Here is a 12832-nt window from a genome sequence, read left to right as displayed (position 1 = left end):
GTCTGCCGCCCCCGAGCTCTGCGGGAACAACCGCGGCGAGGCGCCCGCGTTAAGGGTGGTAAAGCGGCAAAAGGGTTATCCTTTTTGCAATCAGGGTGGTACCACGGAAAAGTAACTTTCGTCCCTTTTTAAGGGGGCGGGAGTTTTTTTATTTTTTTGCGATTCAGCAGTATTGTTTTAATAATGGAGGAATAACGTAATGCAGTGGCAAGGGCTCAATGATCTTCGCGAAGCATATCTGTCGTTTTTTGAAAGCAAGGCGCACACCCGCCTGAAAAGCTTTTCACTGGTTCCCAACAACGACAAAAGCCTGCTTCTTATAAACTCGGGCATGGCCCCTATGAAGAAGTATTTTCTGGGGCAGGAGACACCCCCCAGCAAGCGCGTAACCACCTGCCAGAAGTGCATCCGCACACCCGATATCGAGCGTGTGGGCAAAACCGCGCGCCATGGCACCTATTTTGAGATGCTGGGCAACTTCTCGTTCGGCGATTATTTTAAGGTGGAGGCCATCAACTGGGCGTGGGAGTTCTTCACTAAAAAGCTGGAGATTCCCGCCGAGAAGCTCTATATCTCGGTGTTTGAAGAGGACGACGAGGCCTACGATATCTGGACAAAGCAGATTGGCGTAGCCCCCGAGCATATGGTACACCTCGGCCGTGAGGATAACTTCTGGGAGCACGGCTCCGGCCCCTGCGGCCCCTGCTCCGAGATCTATTTTGATCGCGGCCCCGAAAAGGGCTGCGGCAAGCCCGGCTGTGCCGTGGGCTGCGACTGCGACCGCTATGTAGAGGTATGGAACCTGGTGTTCAGCCAGTTTGACAGCGACGGCAAGGGCCACTACACCCGCATCGACCACCCAAACATCGATACCGGCATGGGCCTTGAGCGCTTGGCCTGCGTGATGCAGGGGGTAGACAACCTCTTTGAGGTTGATACCGTGCAGAACATCATGAAGCATGTAAGCCAGATTGCGGGCATCCACTATGGCAACGATAAGAAAACCGACATTTCGCTGCGTGTAATCACCGACCATATCCGCAGCACCGTATTTATGGTGGGCGACGGCGTTATCCCCTCCAACGAGGGCAGAGGCTATGTGCTCAGAAGGCTTTTACGCCGCGCCGCGCGTCACGGCAGGCTCATCGGCATCCATGAGCCGTTCCTGTATAAGGTTTGCGATACCGTTATTAACGAGAATAAGTCTGCCTACCCGGAGCTTGCCGAGAAGGCCGAGTATATCAAAAAGCATATCCGTGTGGAGGAGGAGCGCTTTGCCCGCACCATCGATCAGGGCATGGAGCTGCTGGCAAGCCTGATTGACGAAGCCGTAAAGTCCGGCAGCGGTGTGTTCAGCGGCGACGAGGCGTTCAAGCTCTACGATACCTTCGGTTTCCCGATTGATCTTACCCGTGAGATTGTGGAGGAGAAGAAGCTGAAGGTGGACGATGCCCGCTTTGAGCAGCTGATGACCGAGCAGAAAACCCGCGCGAGAGAAGACCGCAAAAAGTCTGGCGGTATCGCCTGGGCCAGCGAGGCGCTGGGGGATCTCGGCGTTGCGAAAACGGTGTTCACCGGCTACGGCGAGCTTGCCACCGACGCAAAGATTTTAGCGATTGTTAAGGATAACGAGGCCACCGGCAGCGCCGCAGAGGGCGATACCGTGATTCTGGCGCTCGATAAAACCCCGTTCTATGCCGAAAGCGGCGGCCAGGTGGCCGATACCGGTATCATCCGCAAGGATGGCGCGGTGCTTGAGGTAACCGACTGCAAGAAGAACGCCGCAGGGCAGTACCTGCATTCGGCAAACGTGCTCAGTGGAACCATCGAAACCGGCGATACCGTTACCGCCGAGGTAGACAAGCAGCGTCGTGCCTCCATCATGCGCAACCACACCTCCGCACATCTGCTGCAGGCTGCGCTGCGCGCGGTGCTGGGCGACCATGTGCATCAGGCAGGCTCGCTGGTTACCCCCGAGCATGTGCGGTTTGACTTCTCGCACTTCAGCGCCATGACCGCGGAGGAGATAAAGAAAACCGAAGACCTTGTAAACGAAAAAATCCTTGAGGCACTGCCGGTAACCACCGAGGAGCTGCCCATTGAAGAGGCCAAAAAGCGCGGCGCTATGGCGCTGTTCGGCGAAAAATACGGTGATACCGTTCGCGTGGTGGAGGCAAAGGGCTTTTCCACCGAATTCTGCGGCGGTACCCATGCAGATAACACCGCAAAGCTTGGGCTGTTTAAGATTATCTCCGAGTCCTCCGTTGCGGCGGGCGTTAGAAGAATCGAGGGCACCACTGGCTTGGGCGTACTGAAGCTGTTTGGTGAGATGAACGCTACCATCGCCGCCTGTGCGCAGAACCTTAAGGCCGCGGTTCCTGCCGAGGTGGTTTCGCGTGCCGCCACTGTAATGGCGGAGCTGCGTGAAAAGGAGAAGGAGATTGAGGCACTGGGCGCAAGGCTTGCGGGCTCGCAGGTGGATGACCTGTGCAAAAACAGCTGTGACGTTTGCGGCATTCATCTGATTGCGGCACCCCTTACCGATGCGAAGGTAGACACCCTGCGCCTGCTCTGCGACAAGATTAAGGAGAAGGACGCCGATGCGGTTGCCGTACTCTCCAACCTTGTTGATGGGAAGGGCAGCCTGATGATTGCCTGCGGCAGCAATGCGGTTGCCAAGGGCTTAAACGCGGGCAAGCTGATTAAAGAGCTTGCGGCCATTGCCGGCGGTTCTGGCGGCGGACGCCCCGACAGTGCTATGGCGGGCGTAAAGGAGCCCCAGAAGCTTTCCGAAGCCCTTGAAGCAGCTCCCGGAATTATCCACAAGGCGCTGGGACAATAATATAATAATATAGTACAGATAAAGGAGGCGCTGCGAATGGACTGCCTGTTTTGTAAGATTATCGCGGGGGAAATCCCCAGCAATAAGGTGTATGAGGATGAGAGGGTGCTTGCCTTCTACGATATCGACCCAAAGGCTCCCGTTCATTTTCTTGTAATACCGAAGAAGCACATTGCCTCTGCAAGCGAGATTACCGCGCAAAACAGCGGTGAGGTGGCCTATATCTTTGAGGTGATTGCGAAGCTTGCCAAAGAGCTGGGCCTGGAAAGCGGCTACCGCGTGGTGACCAACGTGGGTGAGGACGCGGGGCAGACGGTAAAGCATATGCATTTTCATGTGCTTGGCAAACGCCTGCTATCCTGGCCTCCCGGCTGATACCCCTTTATAGAATCTTGAAAGGACATGAAATCAGATGGATAAATACTATACCCTGCATGTGGCGGGCCTTACACGCGAGCTGCCGCTCTGCCCGGTAAACGAGCACCTGGATATTGCCGCGTTTGTGATGTTCTCGGATGTTGAGCTTACCATTGCCTGCGCAACCGAGCTTAATAAGATAGCACCCGACCACGATGTGATCATCACCGCTGAGTCGAAGGGCATACCGCTGGCCTACGAGATGTCGCGCCAGTCTGGCAAGAAGTATATCCTTGCGCGCAAATCGGCAAAGCTGTATATGAAGGCGCCGATCCGTGTGCAGGTAAAATCGATTACCACCGCGCGTATTCAGGAGCTGTATATCGATAAAGAGGATATCGACTGCCTTAAGGATAAGCGCGTGCTGATTGTAGACGATGTCATCAGCACCGGTGAAAGCTTAAACGCTTTGGAAAGCCTTGTAGAGCAGGCGGGCGGCAATACTGTTGGCAGGATGGCCGTGCTCGCCGAGGGCGAGGCCGCCGACCGCAAGGATATCCTGTTCCTTGAGAAGCTGCCGCTGTTCTTCAAATAACAGCTAACAGGTGACGTAATTTAGCCGTTTTCTTCGACATCAAAGGAGAACAGCATGATAAAACGACCGCTGCCAATAATCGGATGTGCTTATCTGTTATCGCTGGCGGTCGTATTTTGTTTTAATCTGAGCCTTGATGGGGCGATGATAATAGGGGCAATCGCCTGCGGTAGCGTGTGCGCGGTCTGCCTTATCAAACGGTTTTCGCTGAACATCTTGCGGGTGGTGCTGCTTTCGGCGCTGGCTTTTACCGTAGGGCTGATGGTAGCCTCGTACAAAACGGTGGAGGTGCCGCGGCAGGCCTCGGCAGTTTACGGGCAGAAGGCGCGCATTACCGCCGTGATGCTGGATAGAAAAGGCCAGCGCGGCAGTAAGTACGATTACGAGATTGTCACCACTGCCGTAGCGCTGTATAACGAGCAGACCGAGCAATACACAAGCTCCGGTGTACCGCAGCGGATGAAGATGCGGCTTACGGTAACAGCGCCGCTGGATGCCGTTTATTACGACCGTCTTACCACAAACGTGAGCATTACCCCACCCTTTCCTCTTGCCTCCGAAAGCCCTTATGCGGTGTGGCGTGCCGACGGTATCTATGCCTTTGCGTACAGCTACGGTGATATAAACTACAAAAACCCCGTCAATTATCCGGTGATGGCGGCCGTGCGCACATGGCGCGACCGGGTGAATTCGGCAATCGAACACGCGGTGGGCGGTGAAGCGGGTAAGGTGGCGGCAGCCATGCTCACCGGGCAGCGGGGGAAAGTCTCTTCAAAGGTGCAGTATAACTTCCGAGATTCAGGCTTAAGCCATATGCTGGCGGTTTCGGGTATGCATACCGCTATCCTTGCACAGTTTCTGCTGCTACTGCTGGGCTGGTTCCGCGTGCCTAAAAAGGCAAGCGCGATTGTTTGCATGGCGGCGGTGCTGTTTTTTGTAGCCTTTACCGGCTTTACCCCCTCGGTGGTGCGTGCGGGCATTATGTCCTGCACTTTGTTTATGGCGCAGCTTTTTAACCGTAAGAACGACGCGAAGAATTCCATTGCTTTTGCCGCACTATTACTATGCGGGGCAAACCCTGCGGTGCTGCTGGACGCGGGCTTTCTGCTCTCGTTTGCCGCCACCCTTTCCATTCTGTTGCTTTCTCCAGCTATGGACGCAGTGGTAAAACGCTTTCTGCCATGGCTGTGGAAGCACCTGAGATGGGTGGTGCAGGCGGTTACCCTTTCTCTTTCCGCAACGCTTTTTACCTACCCCATCTCTGCGGTGATGTTCGGGCGGGTATCGATCATCGGCCCCGTTGCCAATGTGCTGGCGACACCGCTTGCTCCCCTGCAGATGGCGGCCTCGCTGCTTACAGGCGTTTTCGGCGCGTTTTCCCCCGACGGTTTTCTTACCCGCATCGCCGGTTTGGTAACCAAGGTGACAACCCTTGTGATTATGCGAATCGCTGCGGTGTTTGCGGGCCTTGACTATGCGGCGGTCTCGGTCAATATCCTGTGGGCGGTTTTATTGGTGGTGCTCTGCCTTGGCGTGGCGGCGCTCTTGCGCGCGGTAAAACGGCGGTATAAGAATGCGCTTGCGCTTGCGGCGGCAGCTTCGGTGCTGCTTGTTGCGGGCATTGCCTGCGGTATTGTGCAGGCGGGGCAGAACAGCGTTTATATAGCAATTCCAAACCCGGCTCTCAGTGAAACCGCGGTGTTATATAACAGTAGTGCCGCTGCCGTGCTTACGGGTACGGATACCAAAAAATCCGCAACCGGAGCGGGCTATTATATCAGTAAGCTTGGGTTGGGCGAGGTACAGACGCTTATGGTGCCCTACCTCAACGATGCCTCATGGATGACCGCAAAGGATATCCTTTCCCGCTATACGGTAAACAAGACAGCTCTTGCCCGCAACAGCATCCGGTTTGAGGAGCTTGCGGCCGGGGCCGGCGCTTACAGCGAGCTTTCAACAAATCAGATTAATACCGTTACCCTGCTGGACAGCTGTATGGCGCAGATCATCTGCCAGCCGAAGGGGAGTGCGGTTTACATAACACCAAACGGGGTTCCTGTGCTCTTTCTTTACGGCAAAGCGGATGCCTCCGCGCTGCCGCAGCGCTTTTGCCGGGCGGAGGTTTGTGTACTCAGCGGCTACCTGCCCAAGGGCTTTAACCGCATCTCGGCGCGGTATTACATCGCAAACGACGCTTGTATAGAAAAGAACAAGGAGCAGTTTAAAGGCAAAAGCCTCTTTTGTGCAGCAAAGGGCAAAAGGCTGGTATTCAGCTGCTCACAGAATAAAACCTTACGACTGGAGGAAGGTACGGTTGACCTATACGGATGAAAAGACTTTTTGCCTGCATGTTAAAAATGAGCCCTGCGTACGGGTGTACTTCCTCTATGGGGCAGAGAGCTTTTTAAAAAAGCAGTATGTTGACCGGCTGGTGAATAAGGCGGTGCCTGACGACCCCTCCGGCTTTAATATCATGAAGCTCGACGGCAAGACGACCGATATTGATACGATTGCCGACGCGGCTATGGCGCTGCCCCTGTTTGAGCCGCGCCGATGCGTATTGGTGAACGATTTCAGCCCCGAGGCGCTCGTTGAGGCAGATTTTGCCAAGCTGCAGGAGCTGCTTGACGAGCTGCCCGATACCACGGTGCTCATCTTCACCACGCTTTCGCAGGAATCGGGCGGCAAAAAGGGCCTGCCCGCCAAGTGGAGCCGCTTTATCAAGCTTGCCGATAAGGCCGGCGCGGTGGCGGAGCTTGGGCAGCGCGAGGAGGGCAACCTTGTAAACTATGCCCGCAACTATGCCGAAAAGCAGGGCAGCCGCATGGAGAACAGCACGGCGCGCGAGGTGTGTGAACGCAGCGGATGGAAGCTTGATAAGCTGCTGCTGGAGCTGGATAAGCTGTGCGCCTATCGCCCAAAGGCGGAGATTACCAAGGAGGACGTGGAGCTGCTGTGCGTTAAGCAGCTTGACGCAATGGTGTACGACCTTTCCAAGGCGATTTCAGAAGGAAATTTTGAAAAGGCAATGTCTTTGATAAGCGTCTACCGCTATAATCGCGAGGAGCCGGTGGCGGTGCTGGCAGCACTTTCTGCCGCCACCATCGATTTTTACCGCATTAAATGCGGACGCACTGCGGGCAGGCAGGCGAAGGATGTATTTAAGGACTTTAACTACAAGGGCAACTCCAACCGGTTTTATTATGTGGAAAAGGACGCCGAAAGGCTTTCCCCGCGCTACCTTTCGGGCGCGCTTGACATCCTGCTGCGCTGCGACTATGATATGAAAAGCAGTAAGGTCGACAGCTTTACCCTGCTGGAGGAGACCGTTACACGGCTGCTCAGCCTGAGAGCGGGGGAGAAGAATTGATTACGATTAAACAGGCCGTGATTGTGGAAGGAAAGTATGATAAAATAAAGCTATCCTCCATCATCGACGCCGTGATTATAGAGACGGGTGGCTTCTCGATTTTCAAGAACGAGGAGCAGCTTGAGATGATAAGAGCCTTGGCCGAAACCACCGGTATTCTGGTGCTTACCGATTCCGACCGGGCAGGCTTTCAGATACGAAGCTTTATTAAAGGAGCCGTACAGAAGGGAACGGTACTGCACGCCTATATTCCCGATATCCTCGGTAAGGAGAAAAGAAAGGCCCTTCCCTCCAAGGAGGGCAAGCTGGGGGTAGAGGGCGTCTCGAAACAGGCGATTCTGGAGGCGTTAAAGAAGGCGGGCGTTACCGCCGCCGAAAGCGAGCGCCACCGCGAATATATTACCAAGGCGGATTTGTTTGCCGACGGCCTTACCGGTGCCCCTAACAGTGCCGAGCTGCGCCGAAGGCTTTTAAAAAGCTTAAATCTGCCCGAGCGTTTGAGCACCAATGCCATGCTGGACGTCATCAACGCAGCAGTACCCTTGCAGCGTTACCGCGAGGCCGTTGCAGCCCTAACACGTCAAAAGGAAGGACAGGAATAACCCCATGGTATTTTCCAGCCTAACATTTATATACCTATACCTGCCCATTGTGCTAATCTGCTATTTTGCCGTACCCAAGAAGGCGCGGAATTTTGTGCTGTTTGTTTCAGGCTTTGTGTTTTATGCGTGGGGAGAGCCGGTCTATGTACTGCTGATGAGCGCAACGATTCTGCTGGATTATACCTGCGGCCGCCTGATGGCACGGTTTGATGAAAGACAAAGAGTCAGGCAGATTTTGTTGATATCGTCTATCGTAGTGAACCTTAGTATTCTTGCAATATTTAAATACAATTCATTTGCGGTGCAGAATATTAACACACTATTCGGGCTAACAATCAGCGACCCAAAGATTGCGCTGCCCATCGGTATCTCGTTTTATACCTTCCAGAGCATGAGCTACACTATTGATTTATATTGGCGCAAGGTTCCTGTGCAGAAGAATTTCATCGACTATGCGTCTTACGTATCCATGTTTCCTCAGCTGGTTGCGGGCCCGATTGTTCGTTACAACGACGTACAGCGAGAGCTCTCTAAACGCAGCACAAGCATCACGAATGTTGGCGACGGCGCGGGCATTTTTATTCAAGGCCTTGCCAAAAAGGTGCTGCTGGCCAACAATATCGGTACGCTTTGGACGTTGATTAAGTCAACGCCTATTGAAAACCTTTCCACCGCTACGGCGTGGTTCGGTATTCTCGCCTTCACCTTCCAAATTTACTTCGATTTTTCGGGCTACTCCGATATGGCGGTTGGCATGGGCAGGATGCTGGGCTTCCACTTCCCGCAGAACTTCAATTACCCCTATGTCTCAAAAAGTGTTACTGACTTTTGGCGCCGCTGGCATATGACGCTGGGCACCTGGTTTCGGGAGTATGTATACATCCCTCTGGGTGGTAACCGCAAGGGTATGCTCAGAACGGTACTGAACCTGTTGATTGTATGGATGCTTACCGGCCTATGGCACGGGGCGAGCTGGAACTTTGTGCTGTGGGGGCTTTATTACGGCATACTGCTGATTATCGAACGGCTTTTCCTTTCCAAGGTGCTTGCCAAGATACCGTTTACCATCACGCGCCTGTACACCTTCTTTTGCGTAGTGATGGGATGGGTGCTGTTTGAGTTTGACGATGTCGGCATGGCCTTTCGCTATTATGGTGCCCTGTTCGGCGCAAACGGCAAGGGCACCGATGCCCAGTTTGTTTACCTGCTGATGTCTTACGGGCTGATATTCGCGCTTTGCGTAATCTTCGCCACCGACTGGGCGAAGAAGCTGGTATTTAAAATCTATCGCTCCAGGCCCGGCTTCGTGAAGGTTGCCGCCGTGGTGTTGCAGGTTATTACCATGCTGGTATGTACGGCTTATCTGGTGGACGCTACCTATAACCCGTTTTTATACTTTAGGTTTTAGTATACAACGCTGACCGAAGGGCGTGGAGATAAATATGAAGTCAAAGATACTATCGACGGTGCTGTTTGCACTAATCCTTTTGGCCTTACCGGTGGTAACATTGCTCTGGCCCAAGACCGATTTTTCACAGATGGAAAACCGTATGCTTGCCAAGGCACCGGTACCTTCGCTGCAAACGATAAAAGACCGTAGCTTTATGAACGGGGTGGAGGATTATTTCTCCGACCACTTTTTTGGCCGTGACAGCTGGGTTGCGGTAAAGGGCTACCTTGAATACTTCAGCGGCAAGCGTGAAAACAACAAGGTGTTTATCTGTGGTGACCGCCTGATTGAGGATATCCCCGAGCCGGATATGGGCAAAACCCAGAAGAATATCGATGCCGTTAAGAAGTTTGTGAAGAAAAACCAGCTGCCCACCTATCTGATGCTGGTTCCCACAGCATCGGAAATCTATCGTGATAAGCTACCCTATGGCTACCCCAGCTGGGACCAGCACCAATACATCAAGGAGACGGTTGCAAAGCAGCTTGCCGGTATTGCCAACGAAATAGATATCTACAAGGCATTGTACGAGCACCGGTCGGAATATCTATATTACAGAACCGACCACCACTGGACGACACTGGGCGCATGCTACGCCTTCGGCGAGGCGGCGGGGCGGCTCGGGCTCTATTCCTCCGGTACCAAGGACTATGATATTGCAAACATTTCGCACAATTTTTACGGCACGCTCTATTCCAAGGTTGGTTACCGCAGCATTCAGCCGGATATTATCAGCCTTTACTCAAAGCGCGACGCGGCGGAGATTGCAAAGGTTGAAGTGTTCGACGGCAAGAAGACAGCCGAGTACTCCTCTCTCTATTTCAAGGATTTTCTGCAGCAAAAGGATCAATACTCGGTGTTCCTGGGGCAGAACCAGCCCAGGATTACCATAACCACAAACAACACCGGTAATACGAACAGCAAGCGTATCCTGGTGTTTAAGGATTCCTACGCAAACTCGTTTGTGCCGTTCTTAACCGATTATTACTCCACCATCACGATGGTAGACCTTCGCTATATCAACGAAAGCTATACCAGCCTCGTTAACATGAGCGATTACGATCAGGTGCTGCTGCTTTATAATGTTGATTCATTTGCACAGTCTTCCGATATCTCCAAGCTCGGCGTGGGATAATACCAATCACTCATTAAAACCTTCCTAAAAAAATTCGCAAAAAAGCTGCTCGATTTTTTAGAGGCTTTATAATCGTGACAAGTATAAACGCACATTTCCCCGATTCCTGCAGGAAAGGGATGGACATCAGTATGAGCACAATCATCCACTTAAACACAAGGCATACCAGCTATATCATGTCGGTGCTGCCCACGGGGCATCTTCAAAACCTGTATTACGGCAGACGCATCCGCCCGCTGAAGGATGCCGCTGTGCTTACTCAGCCCAATGCGGTACCCTACGGCTCGATGGTGGCGTACCAGAAGGAGTACCCCACTATCGGCCTTGACGACCAGTGCCTGGAATACTCTGCCCTGGGCAAGGGTGATTACCGTGAACCCGCAATTGAGCTTACCGCCGCAAACGGCTGCATGGTAGCCGACTTTAAATACGTCTGCCATAAAACCTATAAGGGCAGGCGGGGAATCCCCAAGCTGCCTAGCGCACTGGGCACCGAGCAGAACTGCGAAACCACCGAGGTAATACTTCGGGATGAAGCCATTGGTATGGACTTAACCCTGTTTTACTGCGTTTACCCCGAGTACGATGTAATCACTCGCTTTGTTTGCGCCAAAAACAACAGTGGGCAGAAAATTACGCTGCGGCGCCTCATGAGCGCGCAGCTTGACCTGTTTGACAGCAACTATTCGTTTGTAACCTTTGACGGTACCTGGGCCAGCGAGCGCACCATGCACAGCCGCAGGCTTTGTGAGGGCATCTTTGTAAACGATTCCAAGCTGGGTGTAAGCTCGGCACGCCACAACCCGTTTGTGATGCTTACCGCCGACGGCTGCACCGAGGAGACGGGGCGCTGCTACGGCATGAATCTTGTTTACAGCGGCAACCACAGTGAAATTTGTGAGGTTACCTTTAACCATAAAACCCGCCTGTTAACCGGTATTAATCCTTCCTCGTTTGCGTGGCTGCTTGCCCCAGGCGAGGAGTTCTATACGCCCGAGGCGGTGTTTACCTACTCGGAGGAGGGCTTAAACGGCCTTTCGCACAACCTGCACGGCTTTGTGAACAACCATATTGTGCGCGGCGAGTGGCAGAACCGCGAGCGCCCGATTGTCATTAACAACTGGGAGGCCACCAGCTTCAGCTTTACGCAGGGTAAGCTGCTCTCCATTGCCAAAGAGGCAGCCGATATGGGCATCGAGCTGTTTGTGCTGGATGATGGCTGGTTCGGCAGGCGTAACGACGATACCTCCTCGCTGGGCGACTGGCATGTAAACGAAAAGAAGCTGCCGTCGGGGTTGAAGGGGCTTGCCGAAAAGATGAACGCGCTGGGGCTGGATTTCGGCCTGTGGGTGGAGCCCGAGATGGTGAACGAAGACAGCGACCTTTACCGTGCGCACCCCGACTGGGCCATCAAGGCACCGAACCGCACCCCCAGTGAGGGACGCAACCAGTTTATCCTTGACCTTACCCGCAAGGAGATCTGCGATTACCTGACAGAGACGCTCAGCAAGGTGTTTTCAAGTGCCAACATTACCTATATCAAGTGGGATATGAACCGTAACTTCAGCGACATCTATTCCCCAACTCTCCCGCCCGAGCGGCAGGGGGAGTTCTTCCACCGCTATGTGCTGGGGCTGTACGGGGTTCTGGAGACGCTCACGCAGCGGTTCCCGAAGATATTGTTTGAGTCCTGCGCCTCGGGCGGCAACCGGTTTGATCTTGGCATGCTGTGCTATATGCCGCAAACCTGGGCCAGCGACAACACCGACGCGCAGTGCCGCATCGCCATTCAGGAGGGCACCTCCTACGGCTACCCGATTTCGACGATGGGTGCGCATGTTTCGGCAAGCCCCTGCTTTGCCACGCTGCGCAACACCCCCATCGAAACCCGCTTTAACGTGGCGGCTTTCGGCTGCTTTGGGTATGAGCTCGACCTTTCCAAGCTGTTTGAGTTTGATAAAAAGGCCATCAAGGAACAGGTAGCCTACTATAAGGCACACCGCAGGGTGATACAGTTCGGCCGGTTCTACCGCCTGCGCGGCGGGTTTAACCCGGATAAACGCATCTGGCTGTGTGTATCGCCGGATAAGAGGGAGGCCGTGGCCGCGCTGTTTCAAGAAACCGCCGCTGTCGGCCGCGGCAACGAGCTTTTGCGCCTTACGGGGTTGGATGACCATCTTGACTACACCGTAACCGGACGCAGACAGTATGTGAACCTCAAAACCCTCGGCGATCTTGTAAACAATGTGCTGCCGGTGGAGATTCGCGGCGACGGTGTGATACATACGGTGCTCTCCTCGCACTACATGCTTGCGATGTGCGACGAGGTATTCGAGGCAGGAGGAGATTTGTTAAACGGCTACGGCATCAAGCTCAAGCACCAGTTTTCCGGCACCGGCTACAACGACAATGTTAAAATCTTCGGCGATTATTCCTCGCGGATGTATGAGCTGAAAGCAAGAGAATAAAGTTAAGCCAAAG

9 protein-coding genes are annotated in these 12832 nt (G+C 53.8%); all 9 read left to right on the top strand.

Going from position 1 to position 12832, the window contains the following annotated elements; translation table 11 throughout:
• Positions 1 to 199 precede the first annotated feature (199 nt).
• The 9 genes from alaS to BLR50_RS08880 all read left to right on the top strand — a co-directional run bounded on the left by alaS (position 200) and on the right by BLR50_RS08880 (position 12819).
• The gene (gene alaS / locus BLR50_RS08920; RefSeq protein WP_092640866.1) at positions 200 to 2842 is read left to right on the top strand and encodes an alanine--tRNA ligase; all 2643 of its coding nucleotides are present in this window, start codon (positions 200 to 202) and stop codon (positions 2840 to 2842) included.
• Between the two features lie 36 nt (positions 2843 to 2878).
• On the top strand, positions 2879 to 3217 hold the full coding sequence (locus BLR50_RS08915; RefSeq protein ID WP_092640863.1) for a histidine triad nucleotide-binding protein: 339 nt from the start codon (positions 2879 to 2881) through the stop codon (positions 3215 to 3217).
• Positions 3218 to 3254: 37 nt separating this feature from the next.
• Positions 3255 to 3794: a phosphoribosyltransferase family protein gene (locus BLR50_RS08910; RefSeq protein WP_092640860.1), complete on the top strand. Its 540-nt coding sequence runs from the start codon at positions 3255 to 3257 to the stop codon at positions 3792 to 3794.
• 54 nt (positions 3795 to 3848) lie between these two features.
• Complete coding sequence (locus BLR50_RS08905) at positions 3849 to 6125, top strand: ComEC/Rec2 family competence protein (RefSeq protein ID WP_092640857.1); 2277 nt, start codon at positions 3849 to 3851, stop codon at positions 6123 to 6125.
• Positions 6109 to 7164, top strand: a complete 1056-nt coding sequence (gene holA / locus BLR50_RS08900; protein ID WP_162840381.1) for a DNA polymerase III subunit delta — start codon at positions 6109 to 6111, stop codon at positions 7162 to 7164. The genes BLR50_RS08905 and holA overlap by 17 nt, the downstream gene beginning before the upstream one ends.
• On the top strand, positions 7161 to 7766 hold the full coding sequence (locus BLR50_RS08895; RefSeq protein ID WP_092640851.1) for a ribonuclease M5: 606 nt from the start codon (positions 7161 to 7163) through the stop codon (positions 7764 to 7766). Before holA ends, BLR50_RS08895 begins: the two co-directional genes overlap by 4 nt.
• 4 nt (positions 7767 to 7770) lie before the next feature.
• Complete coding sequence (locus tag BLR50_RS08890; protein ID WP_092640848.1) at positions 7771 to 9174, top strand: MBOAT family O-acyltransferase; 1404 nt, start codon at positions 7771 to 7773, stop codon at positions 9172 to 9174.
• Positions 9175 to 9208: 34 nt separating this feature from the next.
• On the top strand, positions 9209 to 10351 hold the full coding sequence (locus BLR50_RS08885) for a DHHW family protein (protein WP_092640844.1): 1143 nt from the start codon (positions 9209 to 9211) through the stop codon (positions 10349 to 10351).
• A gap of 131 nt (positions 10352 to 10482) precedes the next feature.
• Positions 10483 to 12819 (top strand): alpha-galactosidase, encoded by a 2337-nt coding sequence (locus tag BLR50_RS08880; protein ID WP_242871728.1) that lies wholly within the window; start codon positions 10483 to 10485, stop codon positions 12817 to 12819.
• Positions 12820 to 12832 lie beyond the last annotated feature (13 nt).

It is taken from the genome of Acetanaerobacterium elongatum, assembly GCF_900103835.1.
GTDB lineage: Bacteria > Bacillota > Clostridia > Oscillospirales > Ruminococcaceae > Acetanaerobacterium > Acetanaerobacterium elongatum.
The sequence above is the reverse complement of the archived record's forward strand: the minus strand, read 5'-3'. Positions and strand labels throughout refer to the sequence as shown.